At 46.3% G+C, this 17,647-nt stretch carries 16 protein-coding genes; 7 read left to right on the forward strand and 9 right to left on the reverse strand.

Annotated elements, in window-relative coordinates; all coding sequences use genetic code 11:
• Nucleotides 1–404: 404 nt before the first annotated feature.
• The 4 genes from glmM to cdaA all read right to left on the reverse strand — a co-directional run bounded on the left by glmM (nt 405) and on the right by cdaA (nt 5,680).
• Nucleotides 405–1,742, reverse strand: a complete 1,338-nt coding sequence (glmM, locus tag BUA14_RS00130) for a phosphoglucosamine mutase (protein ID WP_178371574.1) — start codon at nt 1,740–1,742, stop codon at nt 405–407.
• Between the two features lie 153 nt (nt 1,743–1,895).
• Nucleotides 1,896–3,500, reverse strand: a complete 1,605-nt coding sequence (locus tag BUA14_RS00135; protein ID WP_072770725.1) for an NAD(P)/FAD-dependent oxidoreductase — start codon at nt 3,498–3,500, stop codon at nt 1,896–1,898.
• 57 nt (nt 3,501–3,557) lie between these two features.
• A complete protein-coding gene (locus BUA14_RS00140) occupies nt 3,558–4,862 on the reverse strand; it encodes a CdaR family protein (RefSeq protein ID WP_072770726.1) in 1,305 nt (434 codons plus the stop codon).
• 2 nt (nt 4,863–4,864) lie between these two features.
• Nucleotides 4,865–5,680, reverse strand: coding sequence for a diadenylate cyclase CdaA (cdaA, locus tag BUA14_RS00145; protein ID WP_072770727.1), 816 nt, complete (start codon nt 5,678–5,680; stop codon nt 4,865–4,867).
• 202 nt (nt 5,681–5,882) lie between these two features.
• On the opposite strand from cdaA, the gene BUA14_RS00150 reads away from it, so the two are divergent.
• Nucleotides 5,883–6,206 carry a nucleotide pyrophosphohydrolase gene (locus BUA14_RS00150; RefSeq protein ID WP_072770728.1) on the forward strand — a complete coding sequence of 108 codons (324 nt, stop codon included), beginning with the start codon at nt 5,883–5,885 and terminating at the stop codon, nt 6,204–6,206.
• A 47-nt stretch (nt 6,207–6,253) separates the two neighbouring features.
• Here BUA14_RS00150 and BUA14_RS00155 read toward each other — a convergent pair whose 3' ends face one another.
• Nucleotides 6,254–7,402 (reverse strand): DUF362 domain-containing protein, encoded by a 1,149-nt coding sequence (locus BUA14_RS00155; protein WP_072770729.1) that lies wholly within the window; start codon nt 7,400–7,402, stop codon nt 6,254–6,256.
• 319 nt (nt 7,403–7,721) lie between these two features.
• Here BUA14_RS00155 and BUA14_RS00160 point away from each other — a divergent pair, with 319 nt between their 5' ends.
• From BUA14_RS00160 to BUA14_RS00185, 6 genes are all read left to right on the forward strand, one after another.
• The gene (locus BUA14_RS00160) at nt 7,722–8,567 is read left to right on the forward strand and encodes a CAP domain-containing protein (RefSeq protein WP_072770730.1); all 846 of its coding nucleotides are present in this window, start codon (nt 7,722–7,724) and stop codon (nt 8,565–8,567) included.
• A 155-nt stretch (nt 8,568–8,722) separates the two neighbouring features.
• Entirely contained in the window at nt 8,723–9,775 is a 1,053-nt protein-coding gene (locus BUA14_RS00165; RefSeq protein ID WP_072770731.1) for a glycosyltransferase family protein, read from the forward strand.
• Between the two features lie 69 nt (nt 9,776–9,844).
• Entirely contained in the window at nt 9,845–10,498 is a 654-nt protein-coding gene (locus BUA14_RS00170; RefSeq protein WP_072770732.1) for a hypothetical protein, read from the forward strand.
• 81 nt (nt 10,499–10,579) lie between these two features.
• Nucleotides 10,580–12,124, forward strand: a complete 1,545-nt coding sequence (locus tag BUA14_RS00175; protein WP_242954499.1) for a hypothetical protein — start codon at nt 10,580–10,582, stop codon at nt 12,122–12,124.
• Complete coding sequence (locus BUA14_RS00180) at nt 12,112–12,312, forward strand: DUF1858 domain-containing protein (RefSeq protein WP_072770734.1); 201 nt, start codon at nt 12,112–12,114, stop codon at nt 12,310–12,312. The genes BUA14_RS00175 and BUA14_RS00180 overlap by 13 nt, the downstream gene beginning before the upstream one ends.
• A 1-nt stretch (nt 12,313) precedes the next feature.
• The gene (locus BUA14_RS00185) at nt 12,314–13,324 is read left to right on the forward strand and encodes a glycosyltransferase family 4 protein (protein WP_072770735.1); all 1,011 of its coding nucleotides are present in this window, start codon (nt 12,314–12,316) and stop codon (nt 13,322–13,324) included.
• A gap of 111 nt (nt 13,325–13,435) precedes the next feature.
• Here BUA14_RS00185 and BUA14_RS00190 read toward each other — a convergent pair whose 3' ends face one another.
• From BUA14_RS00190 to BUA14_RS00205, 4 genes are all read right to left on the reverse strand, one after another.
• Nucleotides 13,436–14,197, reverse strand: coding sequence for a peptidoglycan recognition protein family protein (locus BUA14_RS00190; protein WP_072770736.1), 762 nt, complete (start codon nt 14,195–14,197; stop codon nt 13,436–13,438).
• Nucleotides 14,198–14,266: 69 nt separating this feature from the next.
• Nucleotides 14,267–14,578 carry a hypothetical protein gene (locus BUA14_RS00195; RefSeq protein ID WP_072770737.1) on the reverse strand — a complete coding sequence of 104 codons (312 nt, stop codon included), beginning with the start codon at nt 14,576–14,578 and terminating at the stop codon, nt 14,267–14,269.
• Nucleotides 14,579–14,705: 127 nt separating this feature from the next.
• Complete coding sequence (locus BUA14_RS00200; RefSeq protein ID WP_072770738.1) at nt 14,706–15,974, reverse strand: CapA family protein; 1,269 nt, start codon at nt 15,972–15,974, stop codon at nt 14,706–14,708.
• A 141-nt stretch (nt 15,975–16,115) separates the two neighbouring features.
• Nucleotides 16,116–17,441 (reverse strand): hemolysin family protein, encoded by a 1,326-nt coding sequence (locus BUA14_RS00205; protein WP_242954500.1) that lies wholly within the window; start codon nt 17,439–17,441, stop codon nt 16,116–16,118.
• Nucleotides 17,442–17,647 lie beyond the last annotated feature (206 nt).

A 17,647-nucleotide genomic window follows, 5' to 3' on the forward strand; every position in this document is an offset into this window, starting at 1 on the left:
TATATGAACAAAGAGATCGTCAAAAAGGGTAGACTACTCCCGCTCCTTGAAGCTTACCTTTTGTCCCGCAAATTACTTCACGCTTTTGTAATAAGCTTACGGTGTCAAGACACCGGGAGGGCATCCGCCGAGTCTTTCGATAACCCTCCTCCTCGTCAACCCTAATCGATATTCAAGTTCGTAACTCGATTACGGTCCAGGCGCTGTATGAACTTGCCAGTTCTTAACCACACAGATTTTCTTTGTTATACTCATCTACTTTGCTCTTTCCTCTTACACATCTCCCCTATCAAGGATGTTCATGTACGCTCCACAATTAGTTAGAGGTACATGAACATTATACGTTTTCTTTGAAAAATATCTACAGTAAATATTTTCTTTTGGTTAAATTTAACCAAGATCCTCTAAAGTTCTTCCCGCTTAATAATATCCACTACGGATTGAGCCAGACCCATGAGTTGCTCATGATCCTGACCTTCTACCATAACACGAACCAAGGACTCAGTTCCTGAAGAGCGTACGAGGACCCGTCCCCGCTCTCCCAGGAAACGCTTTACTTCCTCCACCTTTTGAAAGACATAAGGGTTTTCCATAGCTTTCTTCTTATCCTTAACTCGGACATTAATCAGCACCTGAGGTAGACGCTGCATTTTGGCCGCCAACTTCGAAATAGGTTTTCCTTGCTCTTTAAGCACTGCTAAGAGCTGCAAAGCCGTAAGCAAGCCATCCCCGGTGGTGTTATGATCCAGGAAGATAATATGCCCGGATTGTTCCCCACCTAGCCTCGCCCCTGTTTTGAGGAGCTCTTCCATGACATAACGATCGCCTACCTGAGTTTCATAAACTCTAATTCCAGCTTCTTTTAAAGCGATATGCAAACCCAGATTACTCATGACAGTGACTACAACAGAATTTTCCATCAACTGCCCTTTGGCTTTAAGTTCTAAAGCGCAGATAACCATAATGAAATCCCCATCGACGATTTCTCCGTTTTCATCTACAGCTATTAAACGATCCGCATCACCGTCATTCGCCAACCCCAAATCGGCCTTATGCTCGATTACAGCTTGTTGAAGTACCTCCGGGTGGGTGGAACCGCAACCTGCATTGATATTGATTCCATCAGGAGTAACAGATAGAGGGATCACCTCCACTCCCAGCTCCCGAAGAACTTGGGGTCCCACCTGAGATGCGGCACCATTGGAGCCATCATAAACCACCTTAATTCCGGCAAGGGAGCCCACCGTCCCTTTCAAAAAATCCATATACCGGCGCTGAGCATCATGAATCTCTATCACCCGCCCAACTTCACCACCAACGGGGATTGCCCAGGGTTTTTCATGACTATGGACAAGATCTTCAATCTCTTCCTCTACCGCATCAGGCAGCTTGTAACCTGTAGAGGAAAAAAACTTTATTCCATTATCTTGAACCGGGTTATGAGATGCTGAGATGACGACTCCAGCACTGGCTTTTAAGGTACGTGTTAAGTAGGCAATCCCTGGAGTGGGTAAAACTCCTACTCTTAATACATCAGCTCCTACAGAGCATATCCCGGCAATTAAAGCCGCTTCCAACATATCCCCGGAGATCCGGGTATCTTTGCCGATTACAATGCGTGGATGGGGGTGTTCCTTGCTCAACACATAGGCACCGGCTTGACCTAAACGAAAGGCTAAATCAGGTGTCAACTCCTTATTGGCCACACCCCGTACCCCATCCGTTCCAAACAATTTACCCAAATAAACTACCCCTTCCATAATGCTACTAAGTTATGGGCATATTAGATTACTAAGACAAAGCATTGCCGTCATTATCATCTTATTCCTCAATAATAGACTCTAAAACATAAATATATCTGATTCTCTTTTGTAATATTTCACAAAAAGGCTCATTCAATCTGCAGGATTATACTGAGCCATGATTCGCTCGGCGCTGCGGATTCCATCTACGGCGGCACTCATGATCCCACCGGCGTAACCTGCCCCTTCACCGGCGGGAAAAAGCCCTTGGATATGCAAGGCTTCTCCTGCTTTATCCCGGGTGATACGCACTGGAGCACTGGTTCGGGTTTCAATTCCTGTCAGGGTCCCCATTTCGCCGGCAAAACCTTGAATTTTTCGGTCAAAGAAAAACAGGGCTCTATCCAACACATCACCCACGGCTTGTGGTAAAACCCCGTGGAGTTCAACAGGACGGATGCCCGGGGTATAACTGGAAGGCAAGAGAAAGTCTCTTGAAACCCTCTTTGCTAAGAAGTCCCGAACACTTTGGGCCGGAGCTTTATAGTCACGACCACCAGCTAAGAACGCCTGATGCTCCCAATGCTCTTGAAACTCAACTCCGGCTAAAGGATGCTTCCCTTGAAAATCATCTTTTCCTACAGTTACTACCAGGGCACTGTTAGCTATTTCTGTATCCCGCCGATATTCGCTCATGCCATTGGTTACCAACCGCTCTACGTCTGAAGCGGCTGCCACCACTTTGCCGCCGGGACACATGCAAAACGCATAGGCCCCTCGCCCGGTTGTTGTGTCCTGATATGTCAGCTGATAATCGGCAGGGCCTAGTTTGGAATGGAACTCCACTCCATATTGGCTGATGTTAATGAGCTTCTGGGGATGCTCGATCCGAAGTCCAACGGCAAATGCCTTCTGTTCCAGATGAATTCCTTGTGCCAGCAATAGGCGATAGGTTTCCCGGGCACTGTGCCCGATAGCCAGGATCACTGCCTCTGCTGAAATGACTTCCTGGTGATTCACTTCAACGCCGATAATCTTCTCGTTTTGATGACGTAAACCTGTGAGTTTAGCGCGAAAACGCACCTCTCCACCCAGGGATTGGATTTTTTCCCGAAGCCTCTGGGTTACAATTTTTAAGATATCAGTTCCAATATGAGCCTTAGCCAGAAAACGAATTTCTGGAGGAGCCCCTTGTTCTACAAAGGTCTCCAATACTTCCGTAATGCGAGGATCCGCAATGCGGGTGGTTAGCTTTCCATCAGAGAAGGTTCCTGCTCCCCCTTCTCCAAATTGAACATTACTCTCAGTATCCAGCTGACCTGTTCTCCAAAAATTCTCCACCTTTAAGCTCCGGGTCTCCACATCATCCCCCTGCTCAAGAACCAGTGGCGCATAGCCGCCTTTGGCTAAAGTCAGAGCAGCAAAATACCCTGCTGGTCCAGCTCCAACCACGATAGGACGATGCTTTAAGTTTTTCTCGGGCTTCATCAAAGGCTTTGCCATAATCTGGGGTTCAGGCTTGAGATCAGCTACTCGATGCAAAACACGATTCACTTCTTTATACGGAATATCCAGAGAAAATCCGAGGGTATAGGAAAAAAGTAATTGAGGCTTCTTGCGGGCATCCACTGAACGGCGCAAAATACGCAGGTTGGAGATGCTCTGCTGGGAAACTTTAAGCTTACGGGCTATCATCAGAGGAAGCTGTCGCTCATCCTCTTCTACTGGCACCCGCAAATTTGTCCATATGAGGTTCAACGGGTATACCTCCACTTACTTAGGGTACATCTCTTCTTTACAGGCTTCTGAAGTATCTTACACTACCGGCTGGTTACTCGAATTGCCTGGATTTCCCGGGTTACCTGGGGTTCCCGGATTATCCGGTTCTTTAGGGGGATCATCTTTGGCCTTTAGTGTATAGGTAACATCCGGGATGGAAACCATCTCAACACCGGCAGGCAGCTGCCAGTAAACCTTAACAGTATGCTCTCCTACCGCTTTACCGGTCGCATCGATCCAGAGAGAAATCTGCTCTTTTGTCAAGTTATTGAGAATTTCCGGGTAAGCTCTAACCGTCACACTGACTTCAGGAAGCGGTTTCTCAAGGACTAAATCCCCAGGAAGATTCCTAAGCACAATGGGAAGATCGTAGAGGGTTTTATCCTGAATGGTACTGCCCATTTCCACAATGACTGAGAAAGTTGTTCTGGACCCATAGTTTAATCCTTCAGGCAAGCTCACCTTGTCCGAAGATATTTCATAAGTTTTCGTCTCAGACAGTCCGTCAATATTCACAGAACCAATAGTTAAAGCGCTGAACTGTGCAAGAGCTTCGGGTTCACCATAGACCTGAACTCCGCTGGGAATTACCTGAATGGAACGTACTTCTTTTCCTTCGGCAGGTGTCCCTGTGGTTGTTGCGTTAAGAGGAACCATTTTACTTTCCAACTCTTTTGCCACAATGGGGACAATGATATCAACACTGGTAGGGCTTGAAGTAATGGTCTCTACACTGGGATCAGGTCCGAAGATGGCCAACCCGTTTTTGTCACGGAACAAGAGGGGGCGGGATACTTGTAAAGTTTCACTGGCTCCGGCCACACTAAGCTCCACCAGGACTTTATCCACTTCACCTAAAAGGCTGCTGGGCCCTCTGACATTGACCACACTGGGCTTAACGATTGTCTCCCCGACTTTTTTGCCGTTAGCAGGTGCTCCTGAAACCTCCACCGTCACTGGAAGCATTCTTTCTTCTACTGTATCCAGTTGTAAGGTGACCACCCGGGGAGAAATCTCGACGATCTTAATATTAGGAATGGGATCAACCTTCACTTCATAGTCATGTTCACCAGGCTCGCTGCCGCTGAGATCCACATAAGCAAAAAGCTCATTGACATTGATGCTGGGGTTATACCCCTCCGTTTTAACCCTTACCGAGGGCAGCTTAGTCATAATCATTGAATTGGCAGGCGTATTCTTAGTGATCAAGGAGAGGGTTAACGTTGGATCCCGATCCAAGGTCTGGCTGTTTCCTTGGCTGGTTACCCAAAGCCAAAAAAGAATAGCCAAGACCAAACTAATGGTTTTATATCCTAAGTTCCGTTGTAACATCTCTTTCATGCTCATGACCTCCAAAAGGGTACATAACTCTTAATCGTGGTATCCACTTGAAGCTCGCGGCACAATAATTCCTTCAAGCTTTTTTCATCAAGGAAACGTGTCAATACTCCATCGATTGCTACGGATATAGCTCCTGTCTCTTCAGATACGACGATAACTACCGAATCGGATACTTCCGTGAGCCCTATGGCTGCCCGATGGCGTGTTCCCAGTTCCTTTTGAATAGCATTGCTTTCGGAAAGGGGTAAAAAGCACCCTGCCGCCGCGACACGATCGCTGCGAATGATAACTGCTCCATCATGAAGAGGAGTATTAGGAATGAACACATTAAGTAAGAATTCTGAAGAAACCACACCATCGATTTTAATGCCTGTCTCCACATAGTTTTGCAGGCCTGTGGTCCTCTCCATAACCATTAGCGCCCCGATCCGGTTTTTAGAAAGCACTTGGGTACATCGCACCAATTCATCGATCACCTGAATCATAGCCTCATTGCCCACAGTTTGAGGATGGCGCATGAAGAACTTACCACGGCCGATTTGCTCCAGAGCCCGGCGTAACTCCGGTTGAAAAACAACCGGCAAGGCGATAAAGAACATGGACCAGAGTCGATCCAACAGCCAATTGATAGTGGATAATTTCAGAAACTGAGCAATATTGGACAAAATAAGCAGCACAAGGATTCCTTTAAGAAGCTGAACAGCACGAGTTCCCTTAATCAGCATCAAGAGCTGATAAAGAACAATGGCCACGACCGCAATATCCAGTATTGTTCGCCAATCAAAAGATGATTGTAGTTGTGAAAGCAACTGACTCACGGTCTACCTCCTCTGCTTTTCTTGTTCCTCCATACAATTCTGCATAGAGGGGCTGAATCCCTTGCTCGTCTCAGGAATTTATTTTACACTTTAATAGGAGTAAATTAAAGGATAGTATAGCACACTTCATCTTAATAATTTATTAATTTTTTTCTAACTCAAGAACCTAATACTACTTTAGAACTCTGGGAGGTTTCAAATTATGGAAATCAAAGATTGGCAAAAGCAAGTAGATGACTGGATTACTCAATTCGAGGAAGGATATTGGCAACCCTCATCCATGATGCTCCGTCTAACCGAAGAAGTAGGTGAGCTGGCCCGGGAAGTCAACCATCGTTATGGTGAAAAACCGAAGAAGCCCGATGAACCCGAAGGAGATCTGGCTTTGGAAATGGCCGATATCCTTTTTATTATCATTTCTATGGCGAACTCCCTTAACATCGATTTGGAGGAGGCCTTTGCCCGGATGATGGAAAAGTATCGAATCCGTGACAGCAACCGCTGGACACGAAAAGAACAAGAATAGTGTTCCCCAATGGACAGACAAGTATTTTCAGGGATTAATTTTTCAAGTTATTTAAATAGCCTTCGCGCCAATCCCGGCTTACTAATCTCCACTGCCTGGTGGGGACAAAGCTCTTGACAACAGAAACAGCGAATACAGGCCTCGAGATCGATCTCGGGCCTTTTTTTATCGTTTAATCTCAATGCCTGAGGCGGGCAATTCTTAACACAATCTCCGCATCCCACACATTGGTCATGGCTAAAAAGAGGCTTAGGGCGAACCTGATTCAGAATAAATCGCCTTGCTCCCATTGGTAGAGGCACACGGTCGATAAAGTTTACGGACATAGATTTAGGGACGGCAAAATTCTGAATACGCCATAAGGATCGAGGCTCCCCCACTAAGCTTACTTCTTCAATGCGACTGACAAAGCCCCGCCCCCTGGCAGCCATGATGGTGGGGACGTTCTCAGGCTTTAGGCCGATTAAATGGGTGGCCGCTACATCCAAAGCGAAGGGATTCTCACTTATGAGAAGTGCTCCCACTGCCCGCGGCTGACCTGCTGAGGGACCATCTCCCTCCATTCCCACAATCCCGTCCATAATGCTGACAGCAGGTTTAACCCAAGTAGCTATGTCCACGAGAAGATCCGCAAATTGCATGACCTCCGGCATTTTAAAATGATATTCTGCTTTAAGCAGTCCCGGAATGACTCCGAAGAGGTTTTTCACTGCTCCTGTAAAAGTCATCATAGCATGGGTTTTCAACTTTGATAAAGAAATGACCACATCGGCATCCCAGACGCTTTTGGTAATCGTGAGGCTCTTGACCAGCTTTCCATCAGGATGGGCAACCACTTCCTGACCCACATCAAAATTAAGCCCTGCTCCTGTTCGCTCTGCTACTTCTTTAAGCCCACAGCGGGCGTAAATGCCCTGAAGAGCACCTACTGTATAGGGTCCCCCGGGGCTATCGCCGATGATGGCAATTCCTCCCGCTTCTTGAACCAGACGAACCACTGCCTCCACCACAGAAGGATGGGTGGTAACTGCTTCTTCGGGACGTTTTTTCATAAGTAAATTCACTTTAAGGAAGACTTTTTGACCCGGCTTCACAAAAGCCTCCATGCCCCCCAATTCCTGGAGTCCGCTTCTTAAGAATTCTTCTACCCCGGAAGTGTATTCCGGGCAGTATTTTAAGACGACTTTGGAGCCCATCAGCCCACAACCTCTCACTGAGAATTATTTTTTGAATCTATGAAACAGACCCCTTCAAATGGGCTGATATGAACCGTATTTAAGAATGAATAAGATAAAGCTATTATACCTTTTTTGTACGAATATAGGAAATTTCCATCGATAACCTTGTCATCCAAAAACAACCTAACAACTCCAAGCTCTAAAAAAAGTTGGTAAGATGTTCTAGTAGGTTTTTACAGTTTGGAATGGTATACTCAATTTGTCCTGAAAGGGACAATCTAATAAAGCACTTTAAATTAAACACAGGTTAGTTTGTGAAACTATTTGGAGGTATGTTATGAAAAAGACCAAAAAATTTACTATTGGCGTATCCTTAGTCGTTTTGTTAACAGTGGCCGCAGCCCCTGTCCAAGCAGCGCTTAAGGTGAGCAATTCTTATTCCTCAAATGACTCTAACGGTTCTGTTATTTCACTTCGTTCCTATATGCCTTGGGTGAACAGCATCACAGCCACACCGAGTACCCCTGGAGCTCCTTCGGATCATAGCTCCAGCGGTTCTACCCAAAATGGTTCTACACTTGTAAACACTACTAAAGGGTATGGCAGCGTTATTTCTTTGAAGAATTTTAAATTTACTGCTAAGGAAGCAGAAAAGCCTACTAATTCAGTCCCTGCGCCGACCCAACCAACCCAACCGACCCCGACTCAACCCACACCAACCCAACCGGCACCAAGCCAACCCGTTCCGGCCCAACCGGCTCCGACCCAACCGACCACCCCTTCCACTAATGGAACCACCACACTCAGTACCCAAGAACAAGCTATGATTAACGAGATCAATAAAGAAAGAGCAGCAGCCGGCCTCTCTCCTTTGCAGGTGGATTTTCGCTTAGTGGACGTAGCCCAGGTGAAAGCCCTGGATATGAAAACCAACAGCTACTTCAGCCACACTTCTCCCACTTATGGTTCTCCCTTTGATATGCTGAAAAATGCAGGTATTCAATACCGCTCCGCAGGAGAAAATATTGCCCGCAATATGTCAGTGGATGCCGCTATGACTGCTTTCATGAACAGTGACGGCCATCGCAAAAACATCTTAAATCCTGCTTATACCCATATCGGAGTAGGTGTGGTCAGCAGCAACTCCGGGAACTACTACGTGCAGATCTTTGCTCAGCTGTAAAGAATAACCGTAATCCACAACTTAAATTCCCCTCGAAATTAGTAAAGGCGTGACCTCATGGTTACGCCTTCTTTATTTCTTACATAGTCTATAGTAGAAATAGTTTAAAGCCAGGAATAAAAGAACTGTCCCCCTGTATCAAAGGAGGTGAAAAAATGCCGACCATAATTTACCCACGGACTTTACCTTGGAGCTGGATGGTTCAGCGCCCTCAACAGCTCATGCGGGAGCTTTCTTACTTAGGGTATACCATTTTTTACGAGGATCGCGGGGCTTTTCCTCAACCCCAGGTTAAAACGCTCTGGGATTCCTTCTATCTCTGTCAAGGAATCTCTCCCTTGACGCTAGCCCATCCCAGACCCCGCATTCTTTGGCTGACCTTCCCCCAGCATCTCCATCTCATTGATACCTACCGGCCGGATGCGGTGGTTTTCGATTGCTCCGATGAAGCCAAGGAGGAGTTCGCTGCCTGGGGGCCCTACATAAAGCCCTTACTCGCTCAAGCTAAGCTGGTCTTTGCTTCCTCCCAGAGCCTTTACGATCAATTGGCACCGCAACACCCTGAGGTAACCCTGCTGCGCAACGGGGTGGATTTTGCTCATTTCTGCACCCCCCAAAAGCGGCCTCTTGATTTACCGATGGGACAGCCTATTATTGGCTACAGCGGAGCTATCGCTCCTTGGCTGAATTGGGATCTGCTGAAGAGGGTTATTGAACAGCATCCGGATTTTCACTTTGTTTTTCTTGGTGCTTTAGTGATGCTCAAGGGCTTTCCTCTGGAAAACCCCAATGTAAGCTATCTCGGCTTAAAATCCTATGACAGCCTGCCCGGTTATCTCCACGGCTTTAATGTCAGTCTCATTCCCTTTAAGCTGACTTCTATGACTGTGGGCTGTAATCCCATTAAACTGTATGAATATGCAGCCGCCGGTTTACCTACTGTAGCTACCCCTCTGCCCGAGCTTATAGGAGCCCAAAAAGTTATTCAGAACCTCAGTACCGGGAACTCTGAGCAACATGGGGAAGATTGCTGCCCTGGCCTTAACCTGGCCGCCACTGCGGAAGACTTCTCCCAAAGTATTAGAGAAGCCTTGCTTAAGAGTGTGGATCAAGAAGCTTTACAGGCCTTCGCCTTGCAAAACACTTGGCAAAAGCGAGCTGTAGAAATTCATAATAAAATCCTTAAGCAAGGGCTCTACACAGGCTAATCCTGTAACACTTGGGGTGAAACTTGAATAGAATACCCCGAAAATACAAAAAAGGAGGGAAAACAACTCATGGCTGACCTCTATCCATATGACCCCTATCGCGAAAGAGTATGCATAATTGTCGAGAAAGTCTTTTTTAGTTGCCAACAGAGAGAGTGTTTTCCAAACTTCCCAATTGACCTGCCAGATTGTGGCGGCCCGTTCACCTTTGTGGACATTACTTTCCAAAATGGGGTCATCCTTCCCGAGAGCATCGTCATTACCCCTATTCCCAGCCGTCCAAATTTTGCCCGAGCTCAGTTCACCGTGCGCGTCTGCTTCACGGCTACTGTAAGAAATGCCGCCGGGCAACTCCTCACCATTCCTGGCTGTCTGCCGGACATCTTCAAGGACATCGTAATTTACTATCCACCTACCCGTTCTGAGTTCGATTTCAACCTAAGAGTTGAAACTCGCAGCGAGATTCTGGTTCCCGCCATCATTTCCGGAGACGATTTAATTGTCACAGTAGGGGTTTTCGTTATCGCGAAGCTAACCGGATTTGTGCAACTGGCTATTGATGCCTTTGGGTATTGCCCGGAACCACCATTCTGCGAAGAATTCCCCACCGAAGAACCTTGTATCGACTTCCTGAACCCAAATCTCACTCCATTCCCTACAGATTTCTTCCCCCCACAACTTCCCAGCCCTGTTCCCGGCCCAATGTATGTAAATCTCACCTAAACTTACACCCTTATCAACCGTTCTTAACGTCTAAAAATGCTAGGGCTGTCATTAGACAGCCCTAGTCCAACATCACAGGAGGTGTGCCTATTGCCTGCATATACTTCCTCATGCCAATCCTTCCTTTTACTTAATGAAAGCATTTCCTACTTATTGGAGATACACAATGATGGGCTGACTTTATCTTCTGCCAATGGTCACCCATTATTTGAGTTAAAGGAATCCGTCCTGCTTGCTCAAGGGATTCTTGATGATGCCCAACAAATTCATCTTGCTTACATAAAAGTTTCCGGTGAGTTTTGTTACTCAGTCATCCTGGCTGACGGACATCACCAAACCATGTCTCTGGGTAAACTGGATATTCGGACCCAGCGTTTTGATCGCCTGCTCCTCTTTCCATCGGGCAAGGTAATTCATATCTTTTATGCCAGCTCTCATTATGGGCTGCCTGATGTTTGGCGCATCACCCACCTTTTCTGGAATGGGCAGACCTGGAAATCCGCCTTTCTGGGGGAAGTGGTCCATCCTCGCTATCCCTTATATCATGTACTCATGGATTCCCGTTCTAATCTTCACGTCCTCATGATGACCTTCTTGGGAAAGCGCTCCGTTCTGTTGGCCAGCATGTTTAACGGCACCTTCTATCTCTGGTCTAAACGCCAGGAGGTTCTTACTATCCCCCGTGAAGTAGTAGATATGACGGCGGTTATTACCGCTCAGGATGAAGGACATCTTTTCTGGGCAGCCAAACAACCTGCCAGCGATCGCTTTGAAATCGGTCACGGAGTCCAAGGAAAAATGAATGACTTTAAGAGTACCTGGCGGATTGATGCCTCACCGGCAACTAATCTTGAAGGCCCCTGGAGAGGCTTAGGGGTTATTGAATCTCAGGGTATGTTTAATCTGTTAGTAAACATCAATCAAGCTGTACTGTTTCAGGTTCAAGATAGAAGCTGGAAGCCCGTTCTGGCCCGTTCCGGTGACTTTTTCTCCCTGCATATCGCCCAAAAAACTGAAGGAGTAACTACTTATTCTCATTGGTTGGGCATAACAGGCCAAGAGGCCCCTTTATTCGCCCAGGAACTATCTCTGGTTAGAGCCCCTCCCCTCGATGATTCCCCTCAGGTTTCTGCTCATCAGGCTAACGATCAATTCACTACGCCTCATACCAACAATTCCGATACCTCACAACATGTTGCAAAGGACAGTAGCGTTCAGACTGCTTTCCATGAAAAGACCCTTCCTGAAACCGAAACGGACGAGAAGGCTACCCAGGCTATCTCTGAACAAAATGATTCCCTGACTTGCACCGCCCAAGCCTCCCCCTCTGTCTCCACTGGGCAGGTCAGTCCCCAGGAAACATCTGATGATAGCTCTTCTTCTCACCATTTAAGCCTTATCTTCAGTGATCTGAAAGAAAGTACCACACACATCACCAGTAATCTGGAATGCTTAAGCGAAAAGGTGGATTTTCTTCCCGAGGTACTGGAGCTCCTCAAAGAGCTTAAAACCAAAAACGATCAAACTTTAAACGCTCTGCAACAGCTGGAGACCCAAGTCCACCACATGCAAACTCTAAAAGAAGCAGCTGTAAAGAAAGGATTTTGGCAGCGATGGTTAACCTAAACAGCCTTATGAAATACGGGGATGTACTGAAGCAATATCCCCAATTGAAACCTCATTTTCGCAGACTGGGTATCCCTGTATCCGGCTGCGGCATCTACTACTTGCTGGACATGACTTTGGAACAACTGGCCCAGCGCTATCATCTAGCTACCGAAACCTTGCTCAAAGCCTTGCAAAGGGGATATTAGTGTGAAAGTTCTTTTTCAAGTCCGTCAGGATTATCGCAAAAACCCAGCGGGAGATACTGTCCAGCTTCTGGCCACAGCTCAAGCCTTAAAAAACCTTGGGGTACAGGTCTTTTTATCCCTCAACCCCAAGGTCCGGCTTGAAGAATATGACTTGGTTCACATTTTTAATGCTACCCGGGTGGTGGATGCCGCCATGTATTTTGAAAATGCTAAAAATCAGAATAAGCCCATTGTGGTGTCCCCTATATATTGGAATATGGCTCATTACTTAAAGAAAGTGGAAATAAACTCTGTTGCTTTAGAGCAATGGGAATCCTATCAGCCTTGGCGTAGCCAATTGCTGAAGGATTGTGATCTACTCCTTCCCAACGGTCAAGCGGAAATGGAGGAGATTCAAAGGGATTTCCAGGTCACAACACCTTTTAAGGTCATTCCCAATGGATTTCCCCAGGAGTATCTTGGCATCGATGGAACTTACTTCCGAGAGCAGTGTCCCGGACTTCCGGAAGAATTCGTTCTCTCGGTGGCTCGTATTTCCTCCCGCAAGAATCAAAAGTGGCTGGCCCAATGCTGTCAGGAGCTAGGTCTTACTCTTGTTTTGGCAGGTCCCATTAATGAACCGAAGTATTTTGAAGAAGTACAAGTTTATCCCAATGTGGTTTATTTGGGCACCATACAAGGGCGGCTTCTGGCTTCCGCTTATGCCGCCGCTAAGGTTCATGCCATGCCCAGCTGGTTCGAAACACCGGGGTTATCCAGCTTGGAAGCAGGAGCATGCGGTGCTGTGGTCCTTTCCACGGACCAAGGGTGTACTGAGGAGTATTTTCAAGATATGGCCGTCTATATGAATCCCTTCGAAGAAAAGAGTCTGACTCCAGCCTTGGAAAAGGCCCTGACCTTCTCGCCGGAGCCTTTGACGCAACATATTCAAAAATATTACTCTTGGTCCAGGATTGGGGAAATGACCTTGGCAGCCTATAAACATGTGTTGGTGGGTTCCTCTCACGAATAGCCCATGAGGGTTAAAATCATATGAACAATGAAGTAAAAAGACGAGACGTGAGGATGGAAGTCTCGTCTTTTATGATTCTCGGGTAAAATGCTGATCTGCTTTCTCTCCAGCTTACACCTTTCCGGTCCGAATAAAATCCAGCACTTTTTGGCAAGTTCCATAACGATCAGTTCCAGAAATCAAAATAGCCCTGTCCACCGGTTTAGTATTTCCGCCCACCACATATATCTTTTGGGCTGAATCCAGATACCCATTGCTCAAGCGATCCAAGTAAAGAATGGGAGCCTGGAGATAATCCGCCAGGTATCCTGCGGCTCTCTCGTCCGCTCCCCTGCCTACCAAGATTAGATGCTCCACTTTGTCATCTCCCCCTATATTGATTTTCTGTAGTCCATCGATTTCCCCCTCCAGAGCCATGATCATGTCTTCCCAGGTATAACCATAGCTCTTCAGATAATCGATAGGGTCCATATGATTGGTTTCTCCATAGGTAAGGGATATATCCCGATGAGAGAAGACATTGTGTGTCGTCCATCCATAGCGGACACAGGCATCAGCTACCAGCCAAAGGGTTCTTTTCCAGACTTCCTGAAACTTTTGGGGATCATGTTCCTGGGGTTCGCTCATTTCCACAGATAGAAAACGATGGTTGGCCGTATACCCAGCATGCCAGGCCACTTCATTTTCCGGAATAGCGTGAATGAGCTCAAGCCAATCCACGAAGTAATGGGCGGAAGCAGCCCGGTGCTGACTGTTGAAGTAGTTAAATTCATTTTGGGCTGTAGCCCCAGGTGTCGCTGTGGAGTGAATCACAAAGCCCTGAGGTTGCAGAGGCTCTTGAGGCCGATTATTAACTAGGATTTGCTCTTTCACTTCGTATCCCGTAATAATCCCTCCTTTTCTTGTAATCTATCCTTCATTTATTCTATGCTCTAAGATACCTTATGGTCCGTTTCTCTGCTTGGCATTGAAGAGATGAAAAAAGTCATGGGCAAAATTAGCACCTTTGCCGACCACTAAACCGGTGATGATGACTCCCACATACCCATTTTTAGTTTGAATTCCGATTAAGCTTAGGGCATCGATTTGCGTTTCATAAGCAAGAAGGATTCCTATGCCTAAGCTGATCAATTCTAAAGTAAAGGGGCGAATTTTATCAGGTAGAAAAGGAATCGTGCTGACAACCGTCTTAAAAAGGTCTACAATCTTCTCAACCACGACGGCTAAAAGCACAACTATACTTAAGGCATCCATCGCTACTTCCCCCTTGAAGCCGTGATATCTTTCCCCTTTAACTATATTCCAACTTTTTCTGTTAGGTTCATATTCTTGGGATAATTCTCCAAAGCAAAAGACGGCTTATCGCCGTCTTTGTTTTAATTCATTTATCTTTTAAGATCAATTGATTCAGACGTTCCTCAGTAGTCTTCAGAACATTTTCAAGAAGAGGCAGATCCTCATGGGAGAAGACTTCCTCTTCATCAGCTTTAATTTTTTCGATGGTTTTTTCTATGGGGACGACCCGGAATTGCTGTCTGCCTCCCTTAGTATAGCTGTGGGAGTAGGTAGGGATTAACTCGACTCCCTTTAATGTTGCGGTTTGGGATATCAAAGTATCTGCGGTTTCTTCTGAGGCGGAGCTCTCCGGCTTGCCGGGTTGAATCACTTTCTCAATGTTGAACTTTAATTGAAGGATAACACCGCTGTTGCGCTCCTGACCCCTTTGATCCCCGATAAAGTTCCCAATGGAATAGGCCGCAAATTTTTCTTTGCCATCAATATTGAAGTATTCCACTGGTTGAATCACGTGAGGGTGGCTCCCTATGATAGCATCGGCACCCGCTGCCAAAAATTCTCGGGCGAGAGTCCGTTGTTCGTCCGTGGGCTCTGTACTGTACTCCACTCCCCAATGCAGTACAAGGATTAGCAGATCCGCTTGAGTGCGGAATTGACGAATATCTTGAAGAATCTGCTCTTTCTCCAGCATGTTAATAAAATATTGATGTTCAGAGGGGAGGTTTAAGCCGTTGGTTCCATAGGTGTAAGCCAGATAGCCCACCTTGACGCCGCGGATATCCTTAATGAGATAACCGGAATCCTCCGGACTTTTACGAACACCTAAAACGTCCAGCCCTGCTTTTTCGAGCACGTCTACGGTTCTGACCGCCCCCTGGTATCCTCGATCAAGAATATGATTATTGGCTGTGATCACCCCGTCCACTCCATAGTCTTTCAGGTGATCAGCGATCGCATCCGGACTATTAAATAAAGGATATCCGGTATAACCTTCCTCCGAACCGGCAAGTGCCGTCTCCAGATTGGTGGTACAATAATCCCCTTCCTCCATCAACTCTCCTACTGATCCAAAGAAATTAAAAGCGTAAGAGCCATCCAGCTGGCCCCCAGACCAAATCAGAGTGTTGTGCATGAGTATATCTCCTAAAGCGGTCAGGGTAACCGTCTCCTCTTGAGCTATGGGCTCAGGTTCAGGTACAGGAGCCGGCACAGGCTCATTGGGCCCGGTTTGTTCAGTCGCTCCAATAGGAATCGATTGACCCTGGCAGCCCGTTAAGACCGGAGATAGAGAGATAATAAGAAAGAGTACCAATAAGGCAGGAAAATAAGTTCTCGGGAAAGGGTATTTTATCATGGGAACCTCCACATCGAAGTAATTTCTTTTTCGTTATTTACGATAATTTTTGTGAACAGCTTTTCTAAATATTCGCTTCTTCATCTCTTATGTCCTTCTACGCTTTGGTCCCCAGCTATCTTTTTAATTTATGGAAAAGTATCAGATTTGAAATTCAGGTTCCTCTGGATTAACCCTGGTGATCATCACCTTGTCCACCCGAACATGGTCCATATCCACGACCTCAAGCCGCAGATAGCCGACTATTACACTATCCTTTTCTTTAGGTATATCTCCGATCTTGTCGGTGATGTAGCCTCCAAGAGTGTGGTAGCTGTTTCCTGTGTGGGGCATGACTTTTTCTTCAATATCGAAATACCGTTTGAAGGTATCGAGAGCTACCAATCCATCCGCCAACCAGGAGTGTTCATCCTTCTCGATGATTTCCGGAGGGGTTTGTTCTCCTCTTAAGGGCATATCCCCTACGATATTTTCCATGATATCGTGAAGAGTTACGAAACCTTCAATCCCGCCATATTCATCAATCACTATAGCTTCATGGCGCCCCGCCTCTTGGAAGGTCTTCAGGGCTTGAAAGACTTTCATGGATTCAGGATGGATCAGTGTATCCTTAATGCAGTCCGTAATTGCAAAGTCTACCCCGGATACCAGCTTAGCAAAAACATCCTTGGTATGAACCACCCCTTGGAAATTGTCCAGGCTCCCTTTACCTACAGGAAATTTCGTGTGGGGGCTTTCGTTCATCTTGCTAATAATCTCCACAAAGGTATCCTCGATATCGATCCAAGCCAACTGGGTACGCGGAGTGAGGATATCAGCCAAACGTTTGTCTCCTAAGTAAAAAATCTGCTCCACCATATCCTGCTCAATCTCTTCTACTACACCGCTGTAAACCCCTTGCTCGATAAGCGACGTGATCTCTTCCTCGGTTACTTCCGGATCGGTACTGGGTTTAATACGCAAAGCTCTTAAAACCCATTCCGTAGATTTACTTAAAAACCAGATAAGGGGGCGCCCCGCCTTGGCAAAGTAATACATAGGTTTGGCCACCCGGCAGGCAACTTTTTCCGGGTTGCCCATGCCAATTCGCTTGGGGGCAAGTTCGCCGATAATCAAAGATAAATAGGTGGATAATCCCACCACGAGAATAAAGCTGAACTGGTAGCTTATAGGTGCTAATACCGGAATAGTCTCTATATACTTAGCCAGTTGTCCCGCAATAGTCGCTCCGCCAAAGGCCCCGGTAATAACCCCAATGAGAGTGATGCCGATCTGTATGGTGGAAAGAAGCTGATTAGGATTCTCCGCCAGCATTAAGGCATAGGCTGCCCGGGAGTTCCCTTTGTCCTTAAGATTGGCTAACCGATTCCTTTTCGAAGTCACAATGGCAATTTCCGTCATAGCAAAAAGACCGTTGGCCATGATGAGAATTAATACGATCATAATAGAGATCCATAAACTATCCAAATCTATCGTCCCTCATTTCCTATAAAAATGCCTAGGCGTTTAATTCTCTTTAACACTATTTTTTCTTCATGAAATAATTCTATCCTTACTATATAGGCGATCGCAATTGGCATATCATTTTATCCTGTCCCAATGATGAACTTTTATAGCTAATAGATTATTGACGCTGCCAGCATTTATGGATATTATAGATATATATAGTCCAT

Origin of the sequence: Desulfitobacterium chlororespirans DSM 11544, assembly GCF_900143285.1 — a bacterium.
Lineage (GTDB): Bacteria > Bacillota > Desulfitobacteriia > Desulfitobacteriales > Desulfitobacteriaceae > Desulfitobacterium > Desulfitobacterium chlororespirans.

Bases quoted from the DNA above. Each gene is read 5' to 3' on its own strand.
- BUA14_RS00160 (WP_072770730.1), top strand. From the start codon at position 7,722: ATGAAAAAGACCAAAAAATTTACTATTGGCGTATCCTTAGTCGTTTTG.
- BUA14_RS00165 (WP_072770731.1), top strand. From the start codon at position 8,723: ATGCCGACCATAATTTACCCACGGACTTTACCTTGGAGCTGGATGGTT.
- BUA14_RS00195 (WP_072770737.1), bottom strand. From the start codon at position 14,578: ATGGATGCCTTAAGTATAGTTGTGCTTTTAGCCGTCGTGGTTGAGAAG.
- BUA14_RS00200 (WP_072770738.1), bottom strand. From the start codon at position 15,974: ATGATAAAATACCCTTTCCCGAGAACTTATTTTCCTGCCTTATTGGTA.
- BUA14_RS00180 (WP_072770734.1), top strand. From the start codon at position 12,112: ATGGTTAACCTAAACAGCCTTATGAAATACGGGGATGTACTGAAGCAA.
- BUA14_RS00150 (WP_072770728.1), top strand. From the start codon at position 5,883: ATGGAAATCAAAGATTGGCAAAAGCAAGTAGATGACTGGATTACTCAA.
- BUA14_RS00170 (WP_072770732.1), top strand. From the start codon at position 9,845: ATGGCTGACCTCTATCCATATGACCCCTATCGCGAAAGAGTATGCATA.
- BUA14_RS00155 (WP_072770729.1), bottom strand. From the start codon at position 7,402: ATGGGCTCCAAAGTCGTCTTAAAATACTGCCCGGAATACACTTCCGGG.
- BUA14_RS00140 (WP_072770726.1), bottom strand. From the start codon at position 4,862: ATGAAAGAGATGTTACAACGGAACTTAGGATATAAAACCATTAGTTTG.